We start from the raw sequence: 25,624 nt of genomic DNA, 5'->3' as shown, positions 1-25,624 counted from the left end.
CCGATCCACCGATCGTTTCCTGCTGAGGGGCCCCCGACCGCGGTCGGGAGACCCCGGCTCGTCAGAGCGGCGGGGTCAGGTCGAGGGTGAGCAGGGCGCCCAGGACGTCGTCCACCTCCACCACGCGGAGGCCGTCGACCACGCGCCGCGAGGGGATCCCGCGCTCGCTGGGCAACGCCCGCCCGCGGGGGACGACCGCCACCTTGAAGCCGAGCCGAGACGCCTCGGCGATGCGCTGCGGCAGGTCGCGCACCCGGCGCAGCTCGCCGGCGAGGCCGATCTCGCCGATGGCCACGGCGCCTCGCGGCGGCGGGACGCCGAGGTGGGAGCTGGCTACGGCGACCGCGATGGCCAGGTCGGCTGCGGGGTCGTGCAGCTTGGCCCCGCCGACGGTCGCGACGAACGTGTCGCTGCCCGCGATCCGCAGCCGGGCGTGCCGTTGGAGGACGGCGAGCACCATGTCGACCCGCGACGACTCCACGCCCGAGACCGTGCGGCGGGGGCGCTCGAGCGGCGACGGCGTCAGCAGCGCCTGCACCTCGGCCAGCAGCGGTCGGCGTCCCTCCATCGTCACGGCCACGCAGGTGCCGGAGACGTCCTGGGTGTGGTGCTCGACGAAGAGCCCGGTCGGGTCGGTGACGGCGGAGATGCCCTCGGAGGAGAGGTCGAAGCAGCCCACCTCGTCGACGGGGCCGTAGCGGTTCTTCATGGCACGGACCATGCGGAAGCGGGAGTTGCGGTCGCCCTCGAAGTGGAGCACCACGTCGACGAGGTGCTCGAGCACCCGCGGGCCGGCGATCGACCCGTCCTTGGTGACGTGGCCGACGATCATGGTGGTGATGTTGCGGGTCTTGGCGACGCGGATCAGCGCAGCGGCGACCTCCTTGACCTGGGTGACGCCACCGGGGACGCCGTCGATGCCAGAGGCGCCGATCGTCTGGATCGAGTCGACGACCAGCAGCGTCGGACGTACGTCCTCGATGTGTGTGAGCACCGCCCCGAGGTCGGTCTCCGCGGCGAGGAACAGCTCGTCGTGCACACCGCCGGTGCGGTCGGCGCGCAACCGCACCTGGGCGGCTGACTCCTCGCCGGTGACGTAGAGGGTGCGCTGCCGGGTGCTCGCGGTCTGCGCAGCGACCTCGAGCAGCAGCGTGCTCTTGCCGACACCCGGCTCGCCGGCCAGCAGGATCGCGGCGCCCGGCACCAGCCCGCCACCGAGGACGCGGTCGAGCTCGGGCACCCCGCTGGGGCGGGCGACCGACTCCGTGATCGAGACCTGGCCGATGGGCACCGCCGGCGTCGAGACCGGACCGGCGGCGGCGCGCAGGGTCGGCGCGCCCGCCTCGGCGACGGACCCCCAGGCCTGGCACTCCCCGCAGCGGCCGACCCACTTGACGGTCTCCCACCCGCACTCCGAGCAGCGGTAGGAGGAGCGCACACGAGCGGTCTTCGTCGACATGGACCACACGCTAGGCGAGCCCACCGACACCCCCGCGCCCGCCGCGCGCGCCGTGCCTCACCCGTCCGGTGGGCGTGCGCGAGCGAGGCCGGGGCTTATGCTCACCTCGATTGGATCGATCTAGGGCGATCGGGAGGGGGACCATGGCGCGCAACGAGCACCGGACCGGGAGCACGCTGCCGGTCACGCCGCCCACCCTCGCCGACGTCGCGGAGCGCGCCGGGGTGTCCCGCCAGACGGTGTCCAACGCCGTCAACAACCCCGACCTGCTGCGTCCCGACACCCTCGAGCGGGTGCGCCAGACGATCGCCGAGCTCGGCTACTCGCCCAACCGCGCCGCCCGCAACCTCCGCACCCGTACGTCGTCCCTGATCGGCCTGCGCTTCGCCCCCGCCCAGGAGGGCACCGCCAACGCCGCGATGGACCGGTTCGTGCACTCGCTGGTCGAGGCGAGCGAGGGGGTGGGCTACCACGTCCTCCTCTTCCCGGGCGACGACGAGGACCCGGTCGGCGGCTACGACAACCTGCTGCGCTCGACGGCCGTCGACGCCTTCGTCGTCACCGACACCTACCTCGGCAACCCGCAGGCCGCGTGGCTGAGCCAGCAGCGCGCCCCGTTCGTCGCCTTCGGCCGGCCGTGGGACGACGACGAGGCGCGCCACGTGTGGGTCGACGTCGACGGCTCCGCGGGCATCGCGCTCGCCACCCAGCACCTCATCGACCGCGGCCACACCCGCATCGCGTGGATCGGCTGGCGCAAGGACTCCCCGATCGGCGAGGACCGCCGCTCCGGCTGGGTGCGCACGATGCACAAGAACGGCCTCTCCACCACCGGCATGGCCTCCCGCGTCGAGGACGTCGTCCACAGCGGCGCCGAGGCGGCCGCCGTACTGCTCGACGAGTCCGCCCCGACGGCGTTCGTCTGCGCGTCCGACACCCTCGCGATGGGCGTGCTCCACACGCTCTGGATCCGGCAGCTCGCGCCCGGACGCGACATCGGCGTGGTCGGCTTCGACGACTCCCAGGTGGCCCAGGTCTACCCGGTGGGTCTCACGTCCGTACGCCAGCCGCTGGAGGACGTGGCGGTCGAGATCGTCCGCACCCTGCGCGCGCTGCTGTCCCACCAGCCCGTCGAGACGCGCGGAGTGCTCCTCGAGCCGACGTTGGCGATCCGCGAGTCGAGCTGACGCCGGCTCAGAAGTGGCGCCACCAGAGGTTGACCGCGTAGTCGACCTCGGTGCCGGTGTGGGAGGCGAGCGCCTCCTCGGCCGCCTCCGGTGGCAGCTCGATGCGGACGACGGACTCGAGGTCCTCGCGCGACGTGAAGGACCACCCCATGTCGATCTGCCGGCGCTGCCAGCCGTGCATCGACCAGAACCGCTCCACCGCCTCTGGGTCGACCTCCGGGAAGCCGCGACCGAACCAGCGGCCGAAGGTGGACCGGGTCGGGTCGTTGTCGACCACGAACGCCGTGCCTCCGCGGCGTACGACCCGGTCGAGCTCGCGCAGGCCGGGCTCCGAGCCGGGGCCGAAGAAGTAGGCCCAGCGCGCGTGCGCCACGTCGACGGACGCGTCGGGCACGGGGAGCGCCTGTGCGCCGCCCTCGAGGACGCGGACGTGGTCCAGCGAGCGCGTACGACGACGGGCGAGCGCGACGAGCGGCGGGTGCGGCTCGACGCCGATGACCTGCGCGGCGGACCCGGCCCACAGTGGGAGGTGGAAGCCGCTGCCGCAGCCGATGTCGAGGACGGTGCGCCCGGCCCAGTCGTCGATCTCGCGCATCGCGGCGGCGAGGCGGTCATGGGGGTCGGCGGCGCGGTTCTCGAGCTCGTAGAGCTCGGGGGTGTTCCAGATGTTCGGGGAGGGGCGTGGCTTCATCGGAAGAGATTTCGGCGCGCCCGTCACGACCTCGTCCCTCGGTCGTGGGGCTTGCTCAATCTGGCCGAGCGACGCGACGAGCTCGTGCCTCGCTCGCCGCTGCTCGTCTCAGATCCGGACGAGCCCGTTGGGGGTCTGGAGCTGGACCGCGACGATGCCGGGGGTGCCGTTGGGGGCGACCCACTCGACCTTCACGTCCTCGAGGGGCGCCTCGACGGTCTCGCCGAGCCACTCGCTGACCCGTTGGGGGTCGCCGGCGATCTCGAGGCAGTCGAGGGAGTACGCGCCGGTCGCGCCGTTGCTGGGGTGGAGGTCCGAGGACGACTGCCACTGGATGAAGAACGGCAGCTGGGGGTCGGAGAGCAGGCCGTTGACGCCGATCTGCTGCCAGAGCAGCTCGGTGCCGTCAGGGCGACGACGGTTGCCCTTGACCGCCTCGCGACCGAGCCGGGACTCGATCTGGGCGATGTCGGCCACCGAGACGACCCAGCCGAGCCAGCCGCCGCCGAGGGCGGAGCGGGCGCGCACGGCCTGGCCGAAGGGGGCCTTGTCGCTGGCGGGGTGGTCGAGGACCTCGACGATCTCCATGTAGATGTCGCCGGCCAGCGGCAGGGTCATGTTGCGGGTGCCGAAGCGGGGATGGATGCCCCCGTCGACGAAGTCGGTGCCGAGCAGCCCCCCGATGCGCTGGGCGGTGCTGGCAAGTCCATCAGGTCCGGCGGCGAAGCTGACGTGGTCCAGGCGCATGACCAGATTCTGGTCCGCGCGCATGTGGGCCTTGACACCGGGGTCCTGTTTCTTGACGTCAAGACGTGCCGGCGAGCCTCAGCATCAGGTCGCGCACGTCGGTCGCGGCCACCGACCCGGCGACCGCGCCCGGGGTGCTGCACACGAGCATGGGGCCGAGCGTGGGGTCCTTCGGCAGGCGTCCGTGGGTGCCGCGCACCGGCGAGGGGTCGAGCGGCACGACCTTCATCGCGTACCGCAGCCCGGCCTTCTTCCTGGCGAGGGTGAGGCCGGCCTTGAGCTTGACCGCCTTGTCCTCGGGGTCGAAGAACAGCTCGGCGGGGTCGTAGCCCGGCTTGCGGTGGATCTCGACGCCCCGCGCGAAGTCGGGCGCCCGGGCGTCGTCGAGCCAGTAGTAGTAGGTGAACCACGCGGTCTCGTCGGCGACGAGCACCAGGTCGCCGGAGCGCTCGTGGTCGAGGCCGTACGCCGCCTGCGCGCTGCGGTCGAGCACCTGGTCGACGCCGGGGAGCTCGGCGCACAGCCCGCGGACCGTCTCGAGGTCGGCGGGGTCGTCGACGTAGACGTGCGCGACCTGGTGGTCGGCGACGGCGAAGGCCCGCGAGGTCCACGGGTCGAGGTACTCCATGCCGTCCTGGGTGTAGACCTCGAGCAGCCCGCTGCGGCGCAGCATCCGGTTGATGTCGACGGGCTGGTCGGCGTCGGTGATGCCGTACTCCGAGAGCACCAGCGTGGTGACGCCGGTCCGCTCGGCGTCGTCGAGCAGCGGGGCCAGTGCGGCGTCGATCTCCTGGGCGGCCCGCACGGCCTCGTCGGAGTCGGGGCCGAAGCGCTGGAGGTCGTAGTCGAGGTGCGGGACGTAGCAGAGGGTGAGGTCGTTGCGCGGCATCAGCCGGCGGGTGGCGGCGATGATCCACTCGCTGGAGGCGATCGCGGCGGTCGGGCCCCAGTACGTGAACAGCGGGAACTCGCCGAGCGCGCCGACGAGCTCGTCGTGGAGCTCGGGCGGGCGGGTGTAGCAGTCGGGCGCCTTCTTGCCGTCGGCGTAGTAGATCGGCCGCGGTGTGACCGTGTAGTCGGTCGTCATGCCCATGGCGTACCACCAGCAGACGTTGGCGACGGTGTAGTCGGGCCGCTCGCGGCGGATCGTCTCCCACACCTTCTCGCCGTCGACGAGCTTGTTGTGCTGGCGCCAGAGGAAGACCTCGCCCAGCTCGCGGAAGTACCACCCGTTGCCCACGGCGCCGTGCCCCGACGGCGGCAGGCCGGTGAGGAACGTCGACTGCACGGAGCAGGTGACGGCCGGGAGGATCGGCTCCAGGGTGGCCTGCGAGCCCGCATCGGCGAGGCCGCGCAGCCGGGGCATGTGCCGGAGCAGGTCGGGGGTCAGGCCGACGAGGTCGACGACGAGCAGCTTGGGGTGGGCCACGGTGGCGTCCTGTCTGGGTGGGGGCTGGGTGGGGGTTGGGTGGGGGAGGTCGGTCAGTCGAGCGGGGTGAGGCCGAGCCCGACGAGCTCGTCGCGGACCCACGCCAGCTCGGCGGCGAGCCCGGCGGCGAGGGCGTCGTCGTCGGCGGGGGCGCCGTCGGGGAGGACGGACCAGGTGTAGGTCTCGACCTCGAGGTGGTCGGTGCGGGCGGTGTCGCCGCCGAGGAGGGCGGCCAGCGAGGCGCGCAGGTCGTCGCGGCTGTTGCGCAGGGGCGGGGCGGGGTCGGCATGGACCGGCACGTGGAAGTGCACCCGCCACGGTGACCGGTCGTCGAGCGGCCGACGTCCGGCGAGGGCGTCGGGGAGGTCGTCGCGCGACGCGAGCCGCTGGCCGACGCGCTGGCGCACCTGGTGCAGGAAGCGGTCCTCGGAGTACGACGTCAGCGCGGCGCGGGCGTCCGGGTCGGCCGGGTCGTCGACGACGAGCGCCGCGGCCGGCTGCACCTTGACCACGTCGAGGCCGGCGGCGTCGAGCCGGGCGAGCGCGTCGGTCGCGTCCTCGAAGCCGACGGCGAGGTGGCACAGGTCCAGGCACACGCCGATCCGCTCGCGGTCGGCCGCGTCCAGCCGCTCGACCGCCTCGGCGATGGTCTCGATGACGCAGCCGGGCTCGGGCTCGAAGGCGACCCGCACGGTGCGCCCGGTCTCGGCCTCGACCTCGGCCAGCCCCTCCGCCAGGGCCTTGAGGTGCAGCTCGGCGTGCGACTGCCGGTCGGCCAGCCACGGCGCGCGCCAGGCGAGCGGCAGCGTCGAGATGCTGCCCCGGACGGCGTCCTCCGGCATCAGCGCGGCCAGCACGCGGGCCACGTCGAGGGTGTAGTCGAGACGGGAGCGCTCCGCCCAGGTCGGGTGGTAGACGCGCTTCTTGACGACCTCGTCCTGGAAGGCGGCGTAGGGGAAGGCGTTGAGGGTGACGATCTCGACGCCGTGCTCGTCGATCGCGTCCCGCAGCCGCGCCACGGCGTCGAGGTCGGAGGCGAGGCGGCGCGCCGCGGCGGCCGGGAGCCACATCCCGAGGCCGACGCGGTCGGTGTCGAGGTGCTGGCGCAGCCGGTCGCCGTACGTGCCCACCTGGGCGATCAGCCCGTCGACGTCCTCGGCCGGCAGGACGTTGGTGCCGTAGCCGAGGTGGACGACCGTGCCGTCGGGGTGCTGCAGCCTCATCGTCAGTCCCGCGAGCCGCGCAGGATCGAGTTGCCCTCGAAGGTCGCCGCGGAGTCGGAGCCGGCGGAGGCGTCGTCGGCGAGGTCCGGGTCGACGAGCAGCCGGCCGCTCTGGCCGAAGAACTCGATCGGGTTGCGCCACAGCACGCGGTCGACGTCGTCGGCGGAGAAGCCGGCCTCGAGCATCGCCGCACCGGTCTTCGAGGTCTTGAGCGGGTCGCTGCGGCCCCAGTCGGCGGCCGAGTTGACCAGCACCCGGTCCAGGCCGCGGCGCTGCAGGATCGCGACCATCCGGTGCTCGTCCATCTTGGTGTCGGGGTAGATCGAGAAGCCCATCCAGCAGCCGGCGTCGTCGACCTGGTCGACGGTGACCTCGTTGAGGTGGTCGACGACGACCATCCCGGGCGCGAGGCCCGACTCGGTGACGAGCTCGAGGGTGCGGCGGGTGCCCTGCTCCTTGTCGCGGTGGGGCGTGTGGACCATCGCCGGCAGCTCGAACTCGACGGCGAGCTCCAGCTGCCGCACGAACGCCTTCTCCTCCTCGACGGTCATCGAGTCGAAGCCGACCTCACCCACGGCGACCACGCCGTCCTTGGCGAGGTAGCGCGGGAGCACGTCGAGCACCTCGGCGCACCGCGGGTCGTTGGCCTCCTTGGGGTTGAGCGCGATCGTGCAGTGGTGGGCGATGCCGAACTGCGAGGCGCGGAACCGCTCCCAGCCCACGAGGGCGTCGAAGTAGTCGGTGAACGACCCGACGGTGGTGCGCGGCTGGCCCAGCCAGAACGCCGGCTCGACGAGCGCGCGGACGCCGGAGGCGTACATCGCCTCGTAGTCGTCGGTGGTGCGCGAGGTCATGTGGATGTGCGGGTCGAAGATGCGCATCAGGAGTCCTTCTGCTGGTGCCGGTCGTGCTCGGGGGAGGCGGCGCAGGCGTCGAGGACGACCTGCACGTCGAGGGGTACGTCGCGCCCGGCGGCCTCGCGCTCGCGCTGGTAGCGCTGCACCATCTCGGCCAGCTCGCTGTCGGCGCGACGGGCGAGCCCGGCGACCGACGCGACGGGCACGCCGGTGAACAGGCACTTGAGGACGCCCTGGCGCCAGGAGTCGTCGTCCAGCCGGTCGCTGTGCGGACCCATCGCGGCGGCGACGAGGCGGGTGTCGTTGGTGCGCAGGGCGTCGAGGAGCAGGTCGGTGCCGTCGACGCCGTCGGGTGCGCCGGACAGGGCGTGCAGGACCGCGCGCTTCTCGTCGTTGTCGCCGTAGCGGTAGACCTCGCGCAGCTCGGCCAGGAGCGCCTCGGGGTCGAGGGAGCGCGCCGCGGTCTGCACGAGGGAGACGCGTACGGCGTCCTCGAGCAGGACGTCGTCGGCCCCGGCGAGCGGGCCGCGGCCGGTCCTGCGGGCGGCCGCGGGGAACGCTCGGCCGAGCCGCGAGGGGTCCTCGGTCACCTCGGCGGTGAGCGCGTCGAGCTGAGCCCGCGCGCGGTCGTCGAGCGCCTGCCGGATGGTGTCGTCGGCGGCCAGCGGCCGGATCTCGGTCACGGCGTGGGTCCTTCCCTGTCGGAGTCGGCGAGGCGGGCCAGGGAGGCGCGCAGGGCGGCGATCTGTCGCGCGGCGACCGTGGGCGCGGCGTGGGAGTGGCGGGGCAGCTCGACGCTGGCGAGTCCGGTGAATCCGGTGGCCAGCAGCGCGCGGAGGACCGCGTCGAGGTCGAGGGTGCCGGTGCCGAGCTCGAGGTGCTCGTGGACGTCGCGCACCATGTCGTCGACCTGCACGTTGCCGATGAGCGGACCGGCGACGGCGATGGACGCCTCGGGGCTGCGCGGCTCGTTGCACACGAGGTGGCCCAGGTCGAGGGTCAACCGGAGGTGGTCGGGCTCGCCGAGCCGGCGGCGCAGCTCGAGGGCCTCGTCGACCGTGTCGACGTGCATGCCGGGCTCGGGCTCGAAGCAGACGGTGACGTCGAGCTCGTGCGCGAGGTCGAGCACGGGGCCGAGGCCGTCGGTGAGCCGGCGCCAGCCGTCCTCGGCACTGGCGCCCTCGGGCAGGACGCCCGACCAGCACGACATCGCCTCGGCGCCCAGCTCGGCGGCGATGCGCACGGCACGGATCAGCAGCTCGACCCGCGGTCCACGGTCGCCGTCGCTGACGAGGGTGGGCTCGTGCTTGTGCCACGGGTCGAGGACGTAGCGCGAGCCCGTCTCGATGACGACGGCGAGCCCGTGGTCGGCGAGCGACTTCGCGGCGCGCGCGGTCTGGGCGCCCGCGTCGTCGGCGAAGGGGTCGAGGTGCGGCTGGTCGAGGGTGAGGGCGACGCCGTCGTAGCCGAGCCCCGCGATCACCGCGCAGGCGTCGGGAAACCGGTGGCCCGAGAAGCCGTTGCTGCCGTAGCCGAGGCGGAGGGCGCCCTGTCCCGCGGCGCTCACGTCGGGCTCCAGCGGCGCGACAGGGCGCGGTAGGCCGGGCCGGCGCCCACGACGGTCGCGGCGGCGGCCAGCCGGCCGCGGCGGGCGAGCCAGGCTCCCTGCAGGAGCGAGAAGCCGCCGATCCCGGTGCGGGTGGCGGCGCGGGCCGCCTCGGCCGTGGGCTGCTGGGCCGCGCGGGCCTGGGCGCGGCCGACCACGACGGCGTACGCCGCCGACAGGCCGACGCCGGTCGCGCGGGCGAGGCGACCGGAGTGCGGGTCGTGGAACGCCGCGTGGGCCGTGGCGGCGGCCACCGCGAGGGTGCCCGCGGTCACCGCTCCGGCGACCTCGGGGCGAGTGCCGTGCACCTCTCCGCGGCTGAGCCAGGTGAGGCCCGCGGTGTGCGCGGTCATCGCAAGGGCGGGCTGCCACGCGCTGGCCGGCGAGGCGTGGGCGCCGAGGAGGACGTCGAGCCCCCGCGTCGAGGCCATCGCGAGTGGCCCGACGGCCGCGTCCTTCGCGACGGCGTCGTACGCCACCACCATGAGGGCGAGCGGGGCCGCGACCGCGACGGCCGAGCGACCGCCGACGAGGGCCGCCACGCCGAGCCCGGCGGCACCGAGCCCGGCAGCGACGGCGAGGGCGGCGTCGGGGCTGACCCGGCCCGAAGGGATCGGCCGCTCGGGCCGCTCCTCGGCGTCGACGTGCCGGTCGCACCAGTCGTTGAAGGCCATGCCGGACCAGTAGAGGCAGGTGGAGGCGATCGGCATCGCCCAGCCCCGCCCGGCGGTCGCCGCGTGCGCGGCGCCGGACCATGCGTCTCCGGGGATGGAGAACGCGGCGGGGGCCCGGGTCAGCTCGACGAGGTCGGCGACCCTCACGTCGTCACCCGGTCGGCGCAGTCCGTCGACCAGGCGAGCAGGGCGTCCCACTGCTGCGCGAGCCGGTGCTCCTGCGAGCCGATCGGCTGCTTGAAGAAGAAGCCGAGGGCCGCCAGGGGGCCGGTCTCGCCGACCGCCACGGCCCGCGCGGTGAGGCGCGCGAGGTCGAGGACCAGCGGAGCTGCGAGGGCCGAGTCGCAGCCCTCCCAGGTGAACTGCATCGTCATCCGGGTGCCGAGGAAGCCGTCGAACCGGACGTGGTCCCAGGCGGTCTTCCAGTCGCCGAGGTCCTCGACGTAGTCGATGTGCATCGGGCCGGGCACCGGGTGGCCGAGCATCGACTCCAGGCCGGAGCGCTTGGTGCTCGTCTTGCTCTCCCGGGCGGCGGGGTCGGACAGGGTGGACCCGTCGCCGCCGCCGAGCAGGTTGATCGAGGTCCACGACCGCACGGCCAGCGACCGGGTGGAGAACATCGGCGCGAGCGCCGACTTCACCAGGGTCTCGCCCGTCTTGCCGTCGCTGCCGGCGTAGGGGAGGCCACGCTCGGCGGCGAGCTCGACCAGGGCGGGGACGTCGATGCCGGGGCTCGGCGTGAAGGCGACGTAGGCCGCTCCGGCCAGCACGGCGGCGCAGGCGTAGACCGAGCTCGGCGGCAGGGGCGCTCGGCCGGCCGACCACGCGGCCTCGAGGTCGGCCCAGGTGGCGGCGTCGGTGCCGGCGTCGTGCGGCGGCTCGGTGCTCGACACGTCGACGACGACGACCCGGTCGACGCCGGCGGCGAACTCGCGGATGTCGTCCGCCAGCCGCTCCACGTCGGCGCGCTGGTCGGTGGGGTCGCTGTGGCGCACACCCGGGCGCAGCCGGGCCTCGGTCGCCTCGAGCTCGGCGGTGACCTGGTGCGCGAGGATCCCCGGCACCACGCCGCCCGCCACCAGACGCTCGGCCTGCTTGACGAGCGGGAGGGTGTCGACGTCGTGGCCGCCCACGACGATGTCGGCGTACGCCGGCAGGCCGCGCGCGTCGAGGTCGGGGTGGGCGCAGACGCAGCCGGTCTCGTCGGTCAGGTGGGCGGCGAGGGCGCTCAGGCCGATGGTCGCGGTGGTCGCGAGCGAGCCGCGAGCGCCGATAAACCAGATGCCGAGAGTGCCGCCGGGGCCGTGATCCTCGGTCCGGGGGTTGGGGGAGGGTGCCACCTGTCGAAGGTAATGCACGTCACAACCACTTTCAACGCCGGGTTCAGCACTTTTGCGCGATTGCGCTCAAAAGTGACGCGGTGACGCGGGGTGCAGGGCGAGCGCGGATCGCGAAACCACGTGGGCCTCGCAGTGCCGCACCAGCTCGGCGTACGCCTCCGCACCCATCAGCTCGACGAGCTCGGGCTCGTGGGTGACGTAGACCGGCTCGGGCGCGACGTGCGCCTCGGTGTTGCCGGAGCAGTACCAGTCGAGGTCGTGGCCGCCCGGACCCCAGCCGCGGCGGTCGTACTCGCCGATCGAGACCTCGGTGTAGGAGGTGCCGTCCTGCCGCTCGACCTCGCGGAACTGGCGGCGGATGGGCAGCTGCCAGCACACGTCGGGCTTGGTCTCCAGAGGGTTGCGCCCCTGGCGCAGGGCGAGGCCGTGGAGGGCGCAGCCGGCGCCGACGTGCCCGGCGTCGTTGGTGAAGTCGGTCCGGTTGTGGAAGACGCACGCCTGCTGTCCGTCGACCTCGACGACCCGCGTCTTGCGCTCGCCGTCGTCGTCGGTCTCGATCCAGTCCGCCTTGCGCACCGACCGACCGGGGTGGAGCTGCCAGTCGTCGGGGGTGAGCTCGCCGACGAACACCGCGACCCGCTTCTCGTCGTCGCGGTCGGCAAAGTGGGCGCCGAGGGTGCAGCAGCCGACGTCGGGGGCGTCGGCGTAGATGCCCTGGCACCCCTGGCCGAAGATGCACGTGTAGGCCGAGGTCAACCACGTCAGGTCGCAGCGGAACACCTGGGTGTCGTCAGCGGGATCGGCGAACTCGACGAACGCGCGGGGGAACACCAGGTCGACTTCGGGCACGCCCAGAGCCTAGAGCGCGTCCCCTGACCCGAGCCTGCTGCACGCCGCCTGACACGCACGCTGGCTGCGTTGTCGTCAGTCGCCATGGCTCCGCCATGTCTCCCTCCTCCGCCTTGCCATCGCACGCGCCAGACGCCGCTCGCGACGGCACGGCTCAGCGTGCACGCTCTAGTAGCGTGGCAGTCATGCGCCTGGGCGTCCTCGACATCGGATCCAACACCGGCCACCTGCTGGTGGTCGACGCACACGGTGGCGCGGCCCCCCTCCCGGCCTCCTCGCACAAGCAGCCGCTGCGCCTGGCCGAGCACCTGGACGAGGACGGTGCGGTCACCAAGAAGGGCATCAAGGCCCTCACGGACTTCTGTGCCTCCGCGACGCAGATCGCCGAGGACAAGGGCTGCGAGGAGATGCTCGGTTTCGCCACCTCGGCCGTGCGCGACTCGGTCAACTCCGACGAGGTGCTCGCCCACGTCGAGAAGCACAGCGGCGTGGCGCTCGAGGTGCTGTCGGGGGAGGACGAGGCCCGCCTGACGTTCCTGGCCGTCCGCCGGTGGTTCGGCTGGTCGGCCGGCCGGCTCGCCGTCTTCGACATCGGCGGCGGCTCTCTCGAGATCGCCGGCGGCACCGACGAGGCCCCCGACGTCGCCTGGTCGCTCCCGCTGGGCGCGGCCCGGATGGCGCGGGCCTGGTTCGGCGGCGGTCGGCCCTCCGACGACGACGTACGCGAGCTGCGTCGGCAGGTGCGCGCCGAGATCGCCCGCGACGCCGGACACCTGCTGCGCGGCGGTGTGCCCGACCGGGCGGCCGCGACCTCGAAGACCTTCCGCTCGCTCGCCCGGATCTGCGGCGCCGCGCCGAGCGGCGACGGCCCGCTCGTGCCGCGGGCGCTCGAGCTCGACACCCTCTCGAGCTGGATCCCCAAGCTGATGGACATGTCCGCCGACGAGCTCGCCGAGCTGCCCGGGGTCTCGCCGAGCCGCACGCACCAGATCGTGCCCGGCGCCCTCGTCGCCGAGGCGTGCATGGACATCTTCGACCTGACCGAGCTGGAGGTCTGCCCGTGGGCGCTGCGCGAGGGCGTGATCCTCGAGCGGCTCGACCAGATCTCCGTCATCACGAGGGTGCGCTGACCATGTCCACGTCCTCGTCGGTCCCGCTGGTCGGACTCTCCTCGGCCTCGGTCTACCCGGAGTCGACGGCGCACGCCTTCGGGTGGGCCGCACAGCTGGGCTACGACGCCGTCGAGGTGATGGTCGGCATCGACTCGCTGAGCCAGCAGGTCGACGCGGTCAAGAAGCTCAGCGACCACCACCAGGTCCCGATCTGCGCCGTGCACTCGCCCTGCCTGCTCTTCACCCAGCGGGTCTGGGGCACCGACCCCTGGGTGAAGCTGGAGCGGTCGGCCGAGATGGCCGACGCGGTCGGGGCCGACGTGGTCGTGGTGCACCCGCCGTTCCGCTGGCAGAAGGACTACGCCGCCGGCTTCGTCGAGGGCATCGCGTCCCTCGAGGCGCGCACCGGCATCGCCTTCGCGGTAGAGAACATGTATCCGTGGCGCGCGTCCTCGCGCCGCGGGATGGAGATGTACCTGCCCGGCTGGGACCCGAGCTCGGAGAGCTACGCCAACACCACGATCGACCTGTCCCACGCTGCCATCGCCCGCAGCGACGTCATCGAGATGGCCGACCGGATGGGCGACAGCCTGCGCCACATCCACCTCACAGACGGCACCGGCTCGGCCAAGGACGAGCACCTCGTGCCCGGCCGCGGGGTGATGAAGGCCGAGGCGTTCCTGCGCCACCTCGCCGGTCGGGGCTTCTCCGGCCACGTCGTGCTCGAGATCAACACCCGGCGGGCCGCCAGCAAGAGCGAGCGCGAGGCCGACCTCAGGGAGTCGCTGGAGTTCGCCCGCGCGCACCTCGCCGTACCCACGCCATGAGCCCCCCGGCGACCTCCCCTGCCAGTCAGCGCACGTCCCGCGGTCGGCGCCCCGGGGCCCCCGACACCCGGGCCGAGGTGCTCGCCGCTGCGCGGGCGTCGTTCGCCGAGAAGGGCTTCCGGGGTACGACGATCCGCGCCGTCGCGGCGTCCGCCGGTGTCGACCCCGCCCTCGTGCACCACTACTTCGGCAGCAAGGACGACCTGTTCCTCGCGGCCCTCCAGATGCCCGTCGACCCGCGCGAGCTCCTGGCGCCCGTCGTGGTCCAGGGCCCCGACGGTGCCGGCGAGCGGTTGCTGCGCGTGTTCCTCTCGGTGTGGGACGACCCCGACATGCAGGTGCAGCTGCTCGCGGTCGTCCGGTCGGTGCTCAGCGCTGATGGCGCGACGCTCCTGCAGGAGGGCTTCATCCCGGTCGTCGTCGGACCCGTGCTGGCCCAGCTCGTCGCCGACCGGCCCGAGGAACGGATCCCACTCGTCGCCAGCCAGGTCATCGGCCTGATCGTCACCCGCTACCTGCTCGCGCTCCCGCCGATGGCCGAGATGCCCGCCGACGACGTCGTGGCCCGGGTCGGCCCGGTCCTCCAGCACTACCTGACCGGCGACCTGCCCTAGCCGTCGTACGAGCGCGGGTGGCTGGACCACCGCCTGTGGGCCTTGACGGCGTACCGGCTCAGGCGCACAATTCAACACATGATGAAAAACGTCGTGGAGGTGCGCGACCTCGTCGTCGTACGCGGCGAGCGCGAGGTGCTGCCCGGCATCTCGCTCGACGTCCCGGCCGGCGTCACCGGCCTGCTCGGCCCGAGCGGCTGCGGCAAGACGACGCTGATGCGGTGCCTGGTCGGGGCGCAGCAGGTGCGGTCCGGGACGGTCGAGGTGCTGGGGGAGCCCGCGGGGAGCCGACCGCTGCGGACCCGCGTCGGCTACGTCACCCAGGCCGCGAGCGTCTACGACGACCTCACTGTCGCGGAGAACCTCGCGTTCTTCGCCCGCGTGCTCGGGGTGGACCGCGCCCAGGTCGACGAGGCCGTCGACGCGGTGGGCCTCGACGACCACCGCACGCAGGTCGTGGGCCGGCTCTCCGGCGGCCAGCGCAGCCGGGCCAGCCTGGCCGTGGCACTGCTGGGTACGCCGGACCTGCTGGTGCTCGACGAGCCGACGGTCGGCCTCGACCCGGTGCTGCGCCGCGACCTGTGGGACCTGTTCCACCGGATCGCCGACGGCGGGGCCGCCGTGCTGGTCTCGAGCCACGTCATGGACGAGGCCGAGCGCTGCCACCGGCTGCTGCTGATGCGCGAGGGCCGGATCATCGCCGACGGCTCGCCCGACGAGATCCGCCGCAGCACCGGTGCCCAGGACGTCGAGCAGGCGTTCCTCCACCTCGTCGAGGGGCCCGGTGGTGCTCGATGAACGCGCGGGTCACGCTCGCCGTCGCCGGCCGCGTCCTCACGCAGGTCCGTCGCGACCACCGGACGCTGGCCATGCTGATGGTCGTCCCGTGCCTGCTGATCACGCTGCTCTGGTGGATGTTCGCGGACCTCCCCGGCGACCTCTTCGACCGCTTCGGGCCGGGCCTGCTGGCGATGTTCCCCTTCATCGTGATGTTCCTGGTGACGAGCGTGACGACGCTGCGCGAGCGCTCGTCCGGCACCCTCGAGCGGCTGCTCACGATGCCCCTCGGCAAGCTCGACTTCCTGCTGGGCTACGCGATCGCCTTCGGCCTGCTGGCGGCCGTGCAGTCGACGCTCGCGGTCGCCGTCAGCGTCGGCCTGCTGGGCCTCGACGTCGCGGGCCCGGTCTGGCTGCTCGGCGTCGTGGCCGTCGCCGACGCCGTCCTCGGCACGGCGCTCGGGCTGCTGGTGAGCGCCTTCGCGACGACCGAGTTCCAGGCGGTGCAGTTCATGCCGGCCTTCGTGCTGCCGCAGATCCTGCTCTGCGGGCTCTTCGTGCCGCGCGAGGCGATGCCCGCCGTGCTCGAGGCGATCAGCGACGTGCTGCCGATGTCGTACGCCGTCGACGCCATGCAGGAGCTCGTCGGGGCCGCCGACACGGGCGAGGTGTGGCGCGACGTGATGGTCGTGGCGGGCTTCGCGCTGGGTGCGCTCGCGCTCGGCGCCGCCACCCTCAGGCGTCGGACACCCTGACCCGGATCCGCCGGTCTCTCACCTGCTACGCGACGGCGTCGACCGGCGGCTCCGGGACCCGGCTGAACAGCCACGCCCCCGCCGCGAACAGGCCGGCGTACATCACGGTCAGCATGATCACGTCGGCGATCGACGCGGCCGTGTCGTCGGCGGCGACCAGGACGACGGCGACGACACCTGCGACGAGCGTGGTCGCCGCGGCGGCCCCGAGGGCCAGCACCATGCCGCCCGGCCGGAACCGGGTCGCCACGGCGACGACCAGCAGGACCGCCGGTGCAGCCAGGTAGAGCCAGTCGCGGTCGCCCTCACCGACGATCCCGAGGGCGCCGATGCCGAACAGGAGGAACAGGACGGTGCCGACCGCCGCGGCCAGCGCGAGGGCGTACCGCGTGGTGGGAGAAGCGAGGCTGGAAGTCATGCCGACGACGCTAGGAGAACACCGACCCGGATGGGGTGGAGGAGGTGTGAAGGTTCGGTGCAGGTCCGAGAGAGAGGTCGGCGTAGCCTTGCCGCCATGTCGTTGCTCCGCCAGCCGATCCTGCTCCTCGCTCGCAGCCAGGGGGTCAAGAAGCTCGTCTCGACGATGCCCGTCTCGAGCTCCATCGTGACCAGCTACGTGCCGGGCGAGACGACCGCCGACGCGGTGGCGGCGACGTCGGACCTGGTCGACGGCGGCCTGCGGGTGACGCTCGACTACCTCGGCGAGGACACGACCGACGCCGCCCACGCCGACGCCACCGTCGCGGCCTACAAGGAGCTCCTCGCCGACCTGGCGACCAAGGGCCTCGCGCCGCACGCCGAGGTCTCGGTCAAGCTCAGCGCGATCGGCCAGTTCCTCCCCGACAACGGCCACAAGGTCGCCCTGGAGAACGCCCGCGACATCTGCCGCGCTGCCCGCAACGCCGGCACCACGGTGACCCTCGACATGGAGGACCACACCACCACCGACTCGACGCTCTCGATCCTGCGCGAGCTCCGCAAGGACTTCCCCGAGACGGGCGCCGTGCTGCAGGCGATGCTGCGCCGCACGGAGGCCGACTGCCGCGCCCTGGCCTACGAGGGTTCCCGGGTGCGGCTGTGCAAGGGCGCCTACATGGAGCCCGAGAAGGTCGCCTTCCAAGACCGGATCGACGTCGACAGGTCCTACGTCCGCTGCCTCAAGGTGCTGCTCGGCGGCCAGGGCTACCCGATGATCGCCACCCACGACCCGCGCATGGTGCAGATCGCCTCGTCGCTCGCCAGCCGCTTCGGCCGGCGGCCCGGCACCTACGAGTTCCAGATGCTCTACGGCATCCGTCCGGAGGAGCAGAAGCGCCTCGCGGCCGCCGGCGAGACCGTGCGCGTCTACATCCCCTACGGCACCGAGTGGTACGGCTACCTCATGCGCCGGCTGGCCGAGAAGCCGCAGAACCTCGGGTTCTTCGTCCGCTCCCTGGTCTCCAAGAAATAGCAGCACCCCCTGCTCGCAGTAGATTGCGGGCATGAGCACAGCGATCATCGGCGCCGGCGTGATGGGCGAGGCCCTCCTGTCCGGTCTCGTCCGCGCCGGGCGCCGCGTCGACCAGCTGATGGTCGGCGAGAAGCGCGCCGAGCGGGCCAGGGAGCTCGAGGAGCGCTACGGCGTGGCCGTCGTCTCCAACCGTGAGGCGGCCGCCAAGGCGGACACCGTCGCGCTGGTCGTCAAGCCGCAGGACATGGGCGACGTGCTCGCCGAGATCGCGCCCGACCTGCGGGCCGGGCAGCTGGTCGTCTCGCTCGCGGCGGGCATCACCACCGCCTTCATCGAGTCGCGCGTGCCCGAAGGGGTCGCCGTCGTGCGGGTCATGCCCAACACGCCGGCCCTGGTCGACGAGGGCATGGCCGCGATCTCGCCCGGCTCCCACTGCGACGACGCCCACCTCGCGGAGGTCGAGTCGCTGATGGCGTCGACCGGGAAGGTGATGCGCATCCCGGAGAAGCAGATGGACGCGGTCACCGCGATCTCCGGCTCGGGGCCGGCCTACATCTTCTTCGTCGTCGAGTCGATGGTCGAGGCGGGCGTCCACCTCGGCCTGCCGCGCGTCACCGCCACCGAGCTCGTCGTGCAGACCCTCGTGGGCTCGGCCGCGATGCTCCGCGAGACCGGAACCCACCCCGTCGTGCTGCGCGAGCAGGTCACCTCGCCGGGAGGCACGACCGCGTCGGCGCTCCGCGAGCTCGAGATCCACAAGGTCCGCGCGGCGTTCCTGGCCGCCATGGAGGCCGCCCGCAACCGTTCTCGCGAGCTGGCCGAGGGCAGCTGACCGCTCGGGGTGGGAGTAACGTCCGCCACATGGAGTGTGCGGGGCCTGCGTCCGTCGTTTTCGACCAGACGCTCTGTGAGTACAACTTCGGGCCCACTCACCCGATGTCGCCGGTGCGCGTCGACCTGACGATGCGCCTGGCGGACGAGCTCGGGGTGCTCGAGGGGATCAAGCGCGTCGACGCCCCGGTGGCCACCGACGAGCAGATCGCGACCGTCCACGACCGGGGCCTCATCGAGGCCGTGACCCGGGCCGGGGCGACGCCCGGGTTCGAGGACGCCGCCCGGGGTCTCGGCACCGAGGACGACCCGGTCTTCGCCGACATGCACGTCGCCAGCGCCCACGTCGTCGGCGCCACGCTGGAGGCGTTCCGCCAGGTCTGGAGCGGGGAGTCGCTCCACTCCGTCAACATCGCCGGTGGACTGCACCACGCGATGCCCGACAAGGCCAGCGGCTTCTGCATCTACAACGACGTGGCGGTGGGCATCAAGCAGCTGCTCGCCGACGGCGCCGAGCGGGTCGCCTACGTCGACATCGACGTCCACCACGGCGACGGCGTCGAGAAGATCTTCTGGGACGACCCGCGGGTCCTCACCATCTCCCTGCACGAGACCGGGCAGATGCTCTTCCCCGGCACTGGCTTCCCGAGCGACACCGGCGGCCGCGGCGCCGTGGGCACGGCGGTCAACGTCGCGCTGCCGCCGGGCACCGCCGACGCCGGGTGGCTGCGCGCCTTCCACGCCGTCGTACCCCCGATCCTGCGCGAGTTCTCACCACAGGTGCTGGTCACCCAGCACGGGTGCGACTCGCACATGAACGACCCGCTCGCCCACATGATGCTCAGCGTCGACGGCCAGCGGGCGGCCTACCTCGCCCTGCACGAGCTCGCCCACGAGGTGGCCGACGGGCGGTGGGTCGTGACCGGGGGCGGTGGCTACTCCGTCGTCGACGTCGTGCCGCGCGCCTGGGCGCACCTGCTGGCTGTCGTCGCGGGCACCCCGATCGATCCAGAGCAGGCGACGCCCCCGGCGTGGCGGGCGTACGTCGAGGAGGTGATCGGGGCGACCGCCCCGCACCGGATGACCGACGGCCGCACGCCGGCCTACCGCGACTGGTCCGGCGGCTACGACCCGGAGACCTGGCTGGACCGCGCCATCAACGCCACGCGCACCGAGGTCTTCCCGCTCCACGGGCTGGACCCGCTACCCTGAGGCAAGCCGACACGCCGCAGTCACACAAGTTTCTCTGGCATTACTCTTCCCCACGCGTCACGCGAGCCCTATTGTCAGCGAGAGCGGCACGCCTGTGACGCCGGTTCGGAAGCCGGCGCCGTCGCCGCGCAGAAGGATCGGTGCACACCCATGGCTGAGAACACCCCAGGCGACATGTCCGAGGCGCAGTTCCTGACCATCGCCGAGGTCGCGGCCAGGATGCGCGTCTCGAAGATGACGGTCTACCGGCTCGTGCACGGCGGTGAGCTGCCCGCCGTCCGCGTCGGCCGCTCCTTCCGGGTCCGCGAGGACGACGTCAACGAGTACCTCCGCAAGAGCTTCTACAACGCCGGCTGACGGCGCTCGTCCCCGGCGGGGATCCACTGGTTCGACTCGATTCCGCGCTGCCCGCACCCGGCCAGTAGGGTGTGCGGGTCCGGCCGACGAACGTCGGTCGCAAGGAAAGGTCTGATTTCGTGGGTTCTGTCATCAAGAAGCGGCGCAAGCGCATGGCCAAGAAGAAGCACCGCAAGCTGCTCAAGAAGACGCGCGTGCAGCGCCGCAAGCTCGGCAAGTAACACCCCTCGACCATGGGGCGGGTCGTGCTGGTCACCGGGATATCCCGGGACATCGGACGTCGATTCGCGCGCGCCGCGACCGGCGACCCGTCCATCGATCGAGTCATCGGCGTGGACGCAGTCCCGCCGCGCGGTGACATCGGCGACGTCTCCTTCGTCCGCGCCGACATCCGCAACCCGGTCATCGCGAAGGTCATCGCGAAGGAGGACGTCGACACCGTCGTCCACATGAGCGTGATCGCGACCCCCGGCTCGGCCGGTGGTCGCGGGACGATGAAGGAGCTCAACGTCATCGGCTCCATGCAGCTGCTCGCTGCGTGCCAGAAGTCGGCGACCGTCGAGCGGCTGGTCGTGAAGTCGACCACCACCGTCTACGGCTCCGGTCCTCGTGACCCCGCGATGTTCACCGAGGACATGGGTCCCAAGCGCCTGCCCTCCTCGGGCTACGCGAAGGACGTCTACGAGATCGAGGGCTATGTCCGCGGGTTCGCCCGTCGGCGCCCCGACGTCGACGTCACGATGATCCGGGCGGCCAACGTGGTCGGCCCCCACGTCTCGAGCCCGCTGACCAACTACTTCCGGCTCCCCGTGATCCCCCGGGTCCTCGGCTTCGACCCGCGGCTCCAGCTCCTCCACGAGGACGACCTGATGCGGGTGCTGTGCCACGCCGCGACCACCGGGGTGCCCGGCACCTTCAACGTCGCCGGTGACGGGGTTATGACGCTGAGCCAGGCCGTACGACGCCTCGGCACGCCGTCGGTGTCGCTGCCGCGCTTCGCGGTCGGTCGGCTCGGCTCGACCATGCGCCAGGCCCGCGTGTCGGACTTCTCGCCCGAGCAACTGGGGTTCCTGACCTACGGTCGGGGCGTGGACACCACCCGGATGCGCACCGTGCTCGGCTTCGAGCCGCAGTTCACGACGGCCGAGACGTTCGCCGACTTCTGCCAGTCCGTCGCGCCCGCCGTCAGGGAGGGGGCCGGCCGTGCCTGAGGAAGCCCGCCGCCGCGACGGCGACCACGCCGTCGTCATCCCGATCGGCACCGGTGGTCGCCCGGGCCGCGGTTCCGGCAGCGCCCGACCGTCCTCGGCCGCGCGCAACCTGGCCCCGACGGCCCGCAAGGCCGCGACCACCAAGCCGACCACCAAGCCGACCACCAAGCCGGCCGCTCCGGCCGCAGGGAAGAAGAAGGCCCGCACCGGTGCAGGCCGGGCGACCGGGTCGAGCCATCCCGCCGAGTCCGACGAGAAGGCCGTGCCGCCAGTCGACGTGGGGCCGCCCACCGCCGACGACGTGGATCAGCCGTCGCCCACCACCGGCATCCCGGTCGGGGAGTGGCTGGCGGCCGCCCAGGACGCCGCGCAGGAGATCTTCGGCGCCGACTGGGAGCGGCGCCTCGCCGAGCTGATGGCGTTCGTCCGCCGCCGCCTCGAGGGCGACTACGACGTCGACGACTACGGCTTCGACCGCGAGCTGACCGAGCGGTTCTTCATGGCCGCGCTGCGGCCGATCGCGGAGAAGTGGTTCCGCCTCGAGGTCCGCGGGCTGGAGAACATCCCCGCCCAGGGCGGCGCCCTCGTGGTCTCCAACCACTCCGGCACCGTGCCGCTCGACGGCCTGATGACGATGCTGACGGTGCACGACCACGCCGGCCGCTTCCTGCGCCCGCTCGGCGCCGACCTGGTCTTCAAGCTGCCCCTGGTCAGCTCGCTCGCCCGCAAGGGCGGCGCCACCCTGGCCTGCACCGAGGACGCCGAGCGGATGCTGTCGGGCGGCGAGCTCGTCGGCGTCTGGCCGGAGGGGTTCAAGGGCATCGGCAAGCCGTTCAGCGAGCGCTACAAGCTGCAGCGCTTCGGGCGCGGCGGGTTCGTCTCGGCCGCGCTGCGCACCGGCGTACCCATCATCCCGCTCTCCCTGGTGGGCGCCGAGGAGATCTACCCGCTCGTCGGCAACGTCCCGTCGCTGGCGCGGCTGCTCGGGGTGCCCTACATCCCGATCACGCCGTTCTTCCCGTGGCTCGGTCCGCTCGGCATGGTGCCGCTGCCCTCGAAGTGGATCCTCGAGTTCGGCGAGCCGATCCGCACCGACGCCTACGAGCCCGGCGAGGCCGAGGACCCGATGCTGGTCTTCAACGTCACCGACCAGGTGCGCGAGACCATCCAGCACACGCTCTTCGACCTGCTGCGCGAGCGCGGCAGCGCCTTCGGCTGACCTGCCGACGCCGACGGAGCGGCGCAGCAGCTAGGGCAGGAGACCGCCGGTCGCGTTGCCGAGCGTGCCGCCGGTGGCTCCGTCGAGGGTGCCGGTCACCTCGCCGATGAGCCCCCCGGTCGCGTCGTCGGCGCCCGACGTGAGGCCGCCGAGCGCACCGCCGGTCACGTCGTCGAGCTGGCTGGTCAGGCTGCCGGTGGTGTCGGTGAGGCCGTCGGTGACGGTGTCGGTCGTGTCGGTCACCGTGTCGGTGAGGTTCTTGGTGATGTCCTTGACCGGCTTGGTCGGGTCGGGCTTGGTCGGGTCGACGCTGGTCGGGTCGGGCACCACGGAGCCCGGTCCGGGGCCGAGGGTGGTGGACGGCTGTGCGGTCGGCACGACCTGCTGCGGGTCGAGGGCCTCGGGGACCTTGATGCCGGTGAGGTCCTGGCCGGAGATCGGCGCCCCCTCCAGCGTCAGCTGGTCGGTGTCGAGCCCGCTGAGCAGGCCGACCTGCGGGGCGCTGGTCAGCAGGAACTCGGGCGTCGTGGTGATGCCGCCGGTGCAGGTCAGGCAGACGTTGCTCACCTCGAGATCGAGGTCGGCGAGCGTCCGCCCGGCAGCCAGCAGGTCGTCGCGGGCGCTCTCCGGCAGCTCGCCCTGGAGGCGCTCGAGGCGGTCCATGCTGGTGGCGGTGAAGTCGCGTGCGACCTGGGCGTCGCCCTCGCTGCCCGTGGCCTCGTACGACACGAGCAGGCTGCGCACGCCGTCGCTGGACTGGCGCGTGAACGAGTCGAGCGTGTCGGGCACGAGCTCGTCGCGACCCGCGTCGCCGGCGGCCAGCTCCTCCAGCTCGGTGAGCCGGGTGCCGGCCTGGGCCAGCAGGGTGCGGCCGCGGTCGGCGTCGTCGGTGGCGAGGCGTACCTGAGCGGACTCGATCCCACGCTTCACTCCGTAGAGGGACTCGCCGGGCAGCGCGGTCTGCGCCGCTACGGCCATGGTGGCCGCCGAGCCCACGAGGGCGGCACCGCCGAGGACGGCGCCGATGCGGCGCTGGCGGGTGCGCGACGAGGTGGGCATCGCCAGTCGCGACGGGGCGGGCGGCTGCCGGACCAGGGCGGTGTCGGCCTCGGCCATCAGGCGCTCGCGCAACGACGCCACGAACTCGGGCCGCGCGGTCGTGGGCGGCACCGCCCGCAGGTCGGCGACGACCTCGAGCAGGTCGGCGTAGCGCTCGGTGTCACTCCCCGCGGAGGCGGTCGTGGGGTCGCGGGATAGGAGTGCCTCGAACTCGTCGGCACGTCGTCGTCCCGAGAAGGGCGCTGTCATCGCGGTCGTCCTGTCTCACAGCTGGCGGGTCCTCCCACTGGGACGAACGAGCCAGACGGGGCAGGGGTTACGGGGTGTGTCACGCGTCTCTCAACCCCTCCGGCAGCAGCTTGGCGAGATTGCGCACGCCGCGGAGCTGGAGCTGCTTGACCGCGCCGTCGGAACGGTCGAGGGCGCGCGCCGTCTCGGCGATCGAGAGGCCCTGCAGGAACCGCATGATGAGGCACTCGCGCTGCTCGACCGGGAGCTCGGTGAGCGCCTTGAGCAGCACCTCGTTGGTGAGGCCGGCGATGACCGTGTCCTCGGGCCCCTCGGTGGTGTCGTCGTGCGGGGTCATGTCCTCGGTGGTCATCTCGAGGCGGGTGCGGCCGGCCTTGAAGTGGTCCATCGTGAGGTTGCGCGCGATCGTCATCAGCCAGGCGCCGAAGTCCTTGCCCTGCCACCGGAAGCTGTTCATGCTGCGCAGCGCCCGGAAGAAGGTCTCCGAGGTGAGGTCCTCGGCGAGCGTCTGCGAGCGGGTGCGGTAGTAGAGGAAGCGGTAGACCGAGGCCTGGTAGTGGTCGTAGAGGAGGCCGAACGCCTCCTTGTCGCCGGCGCGGGCGAGCTCGACGAGCGCGATCAGCCGCTCGCGCTCGGCCCCGTCGACCTCGGACGACGTCGCGCGGTCCTCGTCTCCGACCGGGCCGGAGCCGGAGCGTCCGTCGGGGCCGCCGACGGACGCGCCGGGCGTGGCCGTCTCGGAGAGCAGCACGTGGCCTGCGGGCTGGAGGACCAGGCGGGGGGACAGGGCAGCGAGGACGGCGCGCCGGAGCGCGTCCATGCCTTGTTCGAAGGCACGATCGATGTCGTTCGTCGACCGCATGCGGTGTCCCCTCCCGGTTGCAGCATCATCCACGATAGGGGCCGGTCCCGGTCTTGTGAACCCGTGAGTAACTTTCGGTTACAGGTCAGGCGGAGCGGTCGCGACCGCGCAGGCTCACGCCCGCGGCGACAGCGCCCGTCACCGCGCCGGCCACCGCGGCGCCGAGGAAGCCGACCCGTGCCGCCTTGCGGCCGGTGCGGTAGTCGTGGATCCGCCAGCCGTGGGCGCGGGCGTGCGCCCGCAGCCGGGCGTCCGGGTTGATGGCGCACGGGTCGCCGACGAGGGAGAGCATCGGCAGGTCGTTGCTGGAGTCGGAGTACGCCGAGCAGCGGGCGAGGTCGAGTCCCTCGCGGGCCGCGAGCGCCTTGATCGCCTCCGCCTTGGCGGGGCCGTGGAGCAGGTCACCCACGAGCTGGCCGGTGTAGACGCCGTCGACGTGCTCGGCCACGGTGCCCATGGCGCCGGTGAGGCCGAGCCGTCGGGCGATGATCGTCGCGATCTCGATCGGCGCCGCCGTCACCAGCCACACCCGCTGGCCCTCGTCGAGGTGGATCTGGGCCAGGGCGCGGGTGCCGGGCCACACCCGGTGGGCCATCGCCTCGTCGAAGATCTCCTCGCCCAGCTCCTCGAGCTCGGCGGTGGTGTGCCCGGCGATGAACGACAGCGCGGAGTTGCGCGCATCCGCCACGTGCTCGGGGTCCTCGACGCCGGCGATCCGGAAGTAGGCCTGCTTCCACGCGGCGGAGGCGATCTCCTTCGTGGTGAAGAACTTGCGGCGGTACAGCCCGCGCGCGAAGTGGAAGATGCTGGCGCCCTGCATGACGGTGTTGTCGACGTCGAAGAAGGCGGCCGCGGTCGGGTCGCTGGGCCAGACGAGGGCGTTCTCGACCTCCGCCGACGCCGCCGCGGCCTCGCCCGCGAGGGCCGACCGCTGCTGCAGGTTGAGGCGCCGGGGCCGCTCGGACGGGGTCACCAGGCAAGCGTAGCCGCGCCTGCCGCCGACGCCGGGCTGTGGAAGGATCCACGC

28 protein-coding genes are annotated in these 25,624 nt (G+C 72.7%); 13 read left to right on the top strand and 15 right to left on the bottom strand.

What is annotated here, in order from left to right; translation table 11 throughout:
• Positions 1-61: 61 nt before the first annotated feature.
• Positions 62-1,459, bottom strand: a complete 1,398-nt coding sequence (radA, locus tag JOD65_RS22875) for a DNA repair protein RadA (RefSeq protein ID WP_191194362.1) — start codon at positions 1,457-1,459, stop codon at positions 62-64.
• A 143-nt stretch (positions 1,460-1,602) separates the two neighbouring features.
• On the opposite strand from radA, the gene JOD65_RS22870 reads away from it, so the two are divergent.
• Entirely contained in the window at positions 1,603-2,646 is a 1,044-nt protein-coding gene (locus JOD65_RS22870) for a LacI family DNA-binding transcriptional regulator (RefSeq protein WP_191194363.1), read from the top strand.
• Between the two features lie 7 nt (positions 2,647-2,653).
• Here the strand turns inward: JOD65_RS22870 and JOD65_RS22865 are convergent, their stop codons facing one another.
• The 10 genes from JOD65_RS22865 to JOD65_RS22820 all read right to left on the bottom strand — a co-directional run bounded on the left by JOD65_RS22865 (position 2,654) and on the right by JOD65_RS22820 (position 12,062).
• The gene (locus JOD65_RS22865; protein WP_191194364.1) at positions 2,654-3,337 is read right to left on the bottom strand and encodes a class I SAM-dependent methyltransferase; all 684 of its coding nucleotides are present in this window, start codon (positions 3,335-3,337) and stop codon (positions 2,654-2,656) included.
• A 108-nt stretch (positions 3,338-3,445) separates the two neighbouring features.
• Entirely contained in the window at positions 3,446-4,084 is a 639-nt protein-coding gene (locus JOD65_RS22860) for a VOC family protein (RefSeq protein ID WP_191194365.1), read from the bottom strand.
• A gap of 58 nt (positions 4,085-4,142) precedes the next feature.
• A complete protein-coding gene (locus tag JOD65_RS22855) occupies positions 4,143-5,513 on the bottom strand; it encodes an alkaline phosphatase family protein (RefSeq protein WP_191194366.1) in 1,371 nt (456 codons plus the stop codon).
• Positions 5,514-5,566: 53 nt separating this feature from the next.
• Positions 5,567-6,736 carry a metabolite traffic protein EboE gene (gene eboE, locus JOD65_RS22850; RefSeq protein ID WP_191194367.1) on the bottom strand — a complete coding sequence of 390 codons (1,170 nt, stop codon included), beginning with the start codon at positions 6,734-6,736 and terminating at the stop codon, positions 5,567-5,569.
• A 2-nt stretch (positions 6,737-6,738) separates the two neighbouring features.
• Positions 6,739-7,617 carry a TatD family hydrolase gene (locus tag JOD65_RS22845; protein WP_191194368.1) on the bottom strand — a complete coding sequence of 293 codons (879 nt, stop codon included), beginning with the start codon at positions 7,615-7,617 and terminating at the stop codon, positions 6,739-6,741.
• Entirely contained in the window at positions 7,617-8,276 is a 660-nt protein-coding gene (locus JOD65_RS23525; protein ID WP_204811360.1) for an EboA domain-containing protein, read from the bottom strand. The genes JOD65_RS22845 and JOD65_RS23525 overlap by 1 nt, the downstream gene beginning before the upstream one ends.
• On the bottom strand, positions 8,273-9,160 hold the full coding sequence (locus tag JOD65_RS22835) for a sugar phosphate isomerase/epimerase family protein (protein ID WP_191194369.1): 888 nt from the start codon (positions 9,158-9,160) through the stop codon (positions 8,273-8,275). The genes JOD65_RS23525 and JOD65_RS22835 overlap by 4 nt, the downstream gene beginning before the upstream one ends.
• Positions 9,157-10,020: an SCO3242 family prenyltransferase gene (locus JOD65_RS22830; RefSeq protein ID WP_191194370.1), complete on the bottom strand. Its 864-nt coding sequence runs from the start codon at positions 10,018-10,020 to the stop codon at positions 9,157-9,159. Before JOD65_RS22830 ends, JOD65_RS22835 begins: the two co-directional genes overlap by 4 nt.
• Complete coding sequence (locus JOD65_RS22825) at positions 10,017-11,213, bottom strand: inositol-3-phosphate synthase (protein ID WP_191194371.1); 1,197 nt, start codon at positions 11,211-11,213, stop codon at positions 10,017-10,019. Before JOD65_RS22825 ends, JOD65_RS22830 begins: the two co-directional genes overlap by 4 nt.
• 66 nt (positions 11,214-11,279) lie before the next feature.
• The gene (locus tag JOD65_RS22820; protein ID WP_191194372.1) at positions 11,280-12,062 is read right to left on the bottom strand and encodes a DUF3109 family protein; all 783 of its coding nucleotides are present in this window, start codon (positions 12,060-12,062) and stop codon (positions 11,280-11,282) included.
• 185 nt (positions 12,063-12,247) lie between these two features.
• Between JOD65_RS22820 and JOD65_RS22815 the strand changes: the two genes are divergently transcribed.
• The 5 genes from JOD65_RS22815 to JOD65_RS22795 all read left to right on the top strand — a co-directional run bounded on the left by JOD65_RS22815 (position 12,248) and on the right by JOD65_RS22795 (position 16,147).
• The gene (locus tag JOD65_RS22815) at positions 12,248-13,192 is read left to right on the top strand and encodes a Ppx/GppA family phosphatase (RefSeq protein WP_191194373.1); all 945 of its coding nucleotides are present in this window, start codon (positions 12,248-12,250) and stop codon (positions 13,190-13,192) included.
• Positions 13,193-13,194: 2 nt separating this feature from the next.
• Positions 13,195-14,001 carry a sugar phosphate isomerase/epimerase family protein gene (locus JOD65_RS22810; RefSeq protein ID WP_191194374.1) on the top strand — a complete coding sequence of 269 codons (807 nt, stop codon included), beginning with the start codon at positions 13,195-13,197 and terminating at the stop codon, positions 13,999-14,001.
• The gene (locus tag JOD65_RS22805) at positions 13,998-14,615 is read left to right on the top strand and encodes a TetR/AcrR family transcriptional regulator (RefSeq protein WP_191194375.1); all 618 of its coding nucleotides are present in this window, start codon (positions 13,998-14,000) and stop codon (positions 14,613-14,615) included. The genes JOD65_RS22810 and JOD65_RS22805 overlap by 4 nt, the downstream gene beginning before the upstream one ends.
• A 78-nt stretch (positions 14,616-14,693) precedes the next feature.
• Positions 14,694-15,413, top strand: coding sequence for an ABC transporter ATP-binding protein (locus tag JOD65_RS22800; RefSeq protein WP_191194376.1), 720 nt, complete (start codon positions 14,694-14,696; stop codon positions 15,411-15,413).
• Entirely contained in the window at positions 15,410-16,147 is a 738-nt protein-coding gene (locus tag JOD65_RS22795) for an ABC transporter permease (RefSeq protein ID WP_191194377.1), read from the top strand. Before JOD65_RS22800 ends, JOD65_RS22795 begins: the two co-directional genes overlap by 4 nt.
• A 25-nt stretch (positions 16,148-16,172) precedes the next feature.
• Here the strand turns inward: JOD65_RS22795 and JOD65_RS22790 are convergent, their stop codons facing one another.
• On the bottom strand, positions 16,173-16,565 hold the full coding sequence (locus JOD65_RS22790) for a hypothetical protein (RefSeq protein ID WP_191194378.1): 393 nt from the start codon (positions 16,563-16,565) through the stop codon (positions 16,173-16,175).
• A 96-nt stretch (positions 16,566-16,661) separates the two neighbouring features.
• On the opposite strand from JOD65_RS22790, the gene JOD65_RS22785 reads away from it, so the two are divergent.
• From JOD65_RS22785 to JOD65_RS22755, 7 genes are all read left to right on the top strand, one after another.
• Entirely contained in the window at positions 16,662-17,597 is a 936-nt protein-coding gene (locus JOD65_RS22785; RefSeq protein WP_224747156.1) for a proline dehydrogenase family protein, read from the top strand.
• Positions 17,598-17,628: 31 nt separating this feature from the next.
• Entirely contained in the window at positions 17,629-18,429 is an 801-nt protein-coding gene (gene proC, locus JOD65_RS22780; protein ID WP_191194379.1) for a pyrroline-5-carboxylate reductase, read from the top strand.
• Between the two features lie 29 nt (positions 18,430-18,458).
• Positions 18,459-19,640: an acetoin utilization protein AcuC gene (locus JOD65_RS22775; RefSeq protein ID WP_191194380.1), complete on the top strand. Its 1,182-nt coding sequence runs from the start codon at positions 18,459-18,461 to the stop codon at positions 19,638-19,640.
• A gap of 150 nt (positions 19,641-19,790) precedes the next feature.
• Positions 19,791-19,997 (top strand): helix-turn-helix domain-containing protein, encoded by a 207-nt coding sequence (locus JOD65_RS22770; protein WP_191194381.1) that lies wholly within the window; start codon positions 19,791-19,793, stop codon positions 19,995-19,997.
• A gap of 119 nt (positions 19,998-20,116) precedes the next feature.
• A complete protein-coding gene (locus JOD65_RS22765) occupies positions 20,117-20,218 on the top strand; it encodes a 30S ribosomal protein bS22 (RefSeq protein ID WP_008356322.1) in 102 nt (33 codons plus the stop codon).
• Between the two features lie 12 nt (positions 20,219-20,230).
• Positions 20,231-21,208 carry an SDR family oxidoreductase gene (locus JOD65_RS22760; protein ID WP_191194382.1) on the top strand — a complete coding sequence of 326 codons (978 nt, stop codon included), beginning with the start codon at positions 20,231-20,233 and terminating at the stop codon, positions 21,206-21,208.
• A complete protein-coding gene (locus JOD65_RS22755; protein WP_307821354.1) occupies positions 21,201-22,427 on the top strand; it encodes a lysophospholipid acyltransferase family protein in 1,227 nt (408 codons plus the stop codon). The genes JOD65_RS22760 and JOD65_RS22755 overlap by 8 nt, the downstream gene beginning before the upstream one ends.
• A 30-nt stretch (positions 22,428-22,457) precedes the next feature.
• Here the strand turns inward: JOD65_RS22755 and JOD65_RS22750 are convergent, their stop codons facing one another.
• The 3 genes from JOD65_RS22750 to JOD65_RS22740 form a co-directional block, all read right to left on the bottom strand.
• The gene (locus JOD65_RS22750; RefSeq protein WP_191194383.1) at positions 22,458-23,735 is read right to left on the bottom strand and encodes a DUF5667 domain-containing protein; all 1,278 of its coding nucleotides are present in this window, start codon (positions 23,733-23,735) and stop codon (positions 22,458-22,460) included.
• 79 nt (positions 23,736-23,814) lie between these two features.
• The gene (locus JOD65_RS22745; protein ID WP_224747157.1) at positions 23,815-24,597 is read right to left on the bottom strand and encodes a sigma-70 family RNA polymerase sigma factor; all 783 of its coding nucleotides are present in this window, start codon (positions 24,595-24,597) and stop codon (positions 23,815-23,817) included.
• An 85-nt stretch (positions 24,598-24,682) separates the two neighbouring features.
• Positions 24,683-25,570 carry an HAD family hydrolase gene (locus JOD65_RS22740; protein ID WP_191194384.1) on the bottom strand — a complete coding sequence of 296 codons (888 nt, stop codon included), beginning with the start codon at positions 25,568-25,570 and terminating at the stop codon, positions 24,683-24,685.
• Positions 25,571-25,624 lie beyond the last annotated feature (54 nt).

The sequence above is a fragment of the Nocardioides cavernae genome (genome assembly GCF_016907475.1).
Lineage (GTDB): Bacteria > Actinomycetota > Actinomycetes > Propionibacteriales > Nocardioidaceae > Nocardioides > Nocardioides cavernae.
Note: the sequence above shows the minus strand (reverse complement) of the source record. Positions and strands in the feature narration are given on the sequence as shown.

Excerpts from the sequence above, each read along its gene's own strand:
- JOD65_RS22775 (WP_191194380.1), top strand. The coding sequence starts at position 18,459 with ATGGAGTGTGCGGGGCCTGCGTCCGTCGTTTTCGACCAGACGCTCTGT.
- JOD65_RS22745 (WP_224747157.1), bottom strand. The coding sequence starts at position 24,597 with ATGCGGTCGACGAACGACATCGATCGTGCCTTCGAACAAGGCATGGAC.
- eboE (WP_191194367.1), bottom strand. The coding sequence starts at position 6,736 with ATGAGGCTGCAGCACCCCGACGGCACGGTCGTCCACCTCGGCTACGGC.
- JOD65_RS22760 (WP_191194382.1), top strand. The coding sequence starts at position 20,231 with ATGGGGCGGGTCGTGCTGGTCACCGGGATATCCCGGGACATCGGACGT.
- JOD65_RS22810 (WP_191194374.1), top strand. The coding sequence starts at position 13,195 with ATGTCCACGTCCTCGTCGGTCCCGCTGGTCGGACTCTCCTCGGCCTCG.
- JOD65_RS22860 (WP_191194365.1), bottom strand. The coding sequence starts at position 4,084 with ATGCGCCTGGACCACGTCAGCTTCGCCGCCGGACCTGATGGACTTGCC.
- JOD65_RS22805 (WP_191194375.1), top strand. The coding sequence starts at position 13,998 with ATGAGCCCCCCGGCGACCTCCCCTGCCAGTCAGCGCACGTCCCGCGGT.
- JOD65_RS22785 (WP_224747156.1), top strand. The coding sequence starts at position 16,662 with ATGTCGTTGCTCCGCCAGCCGATCCTGCTCCTCGCTCGCAGCCAGGGG.
- JOD65_RS22790 (WP_191194378.1), bottom strand. The coding sequence starts at position 16,565 with ATGACTTCCAGCCTCGCTTCTCCCACCACGCGGTACGCCCTCGCGCTG.
- JOD65_RS22750 (WP_191194383.1), bottom strand. The coding sequence starts at position 23,735 with ATGACAGCGCCCTTCTCGGGACGACGACGTGCCGACGAGTTCGAGGCA.
- JOD65_RS22770 (WP_191194381.1), top strand. The coding sequence starts at position 19,791 with ATGGCTGAGAACACCCCAGGCGACATGTCCGAGGCGCAGTTCCTGACC.
- JOD65_RS22815 (WP_191194373.1), top strand. The coding sequence starts at position 12,248 with ATGCGCCTGGGCGTCCTCGACATCGGATCCAACACCGGCCACCTGCTG.
- JOD65_RS22795 (WP_191194377.1), top strand. The coding sequence starts at position 15,410 with ATGAACGCGCGGGTCACGCTCGCCGTCGCCGGCCGCGTCCTCACGCAG.
- JOD65_RS22870 (WP_191194363.1), top strand. The coding sequence starts at position 1,603 with ATGGCGCGCAACGAGCACCGGACCGGGAGCACGCTGCCGGTCACGCCG.
- proC (WP_191194379.1), top strand. The coding sequence starts at position 17,629 with ATGAGCACAGCGATCATCGGCGCCGGCGTGATGGGCGAGGCCCTCCTG.
- JOD65_RS22800 (WP_191194376.1), top strand. The coding sequence starts at position 14,694 with ATGATGAAAAACGTCGTGGAGGTGCGCGACCTCGTCGTCGTACGCGGC.
- JOD65_RS22845 (WP_191194368.1), bottom strand. The coding sequence starts at position 7,617 with ATGCGCATCTTCGACCCGCACATCCACATGACCTCGCGCACCACCGAC.
- JOD65_RS22865 (WP_191194364.1), bottom strand. The coding sequence starts at position 3,337 with ATGAAGCCACGCCCCTCCCCGAACATCTGGAACACCCCCGAGCTCTAC.
- radA (WP_191194362.1), bottom strand. The coding sequence starts at position 1,459 with ATGTCGACGAAGACCGCTCGTGTGCGCTCCTCCTACCGCTGCTCGGAG.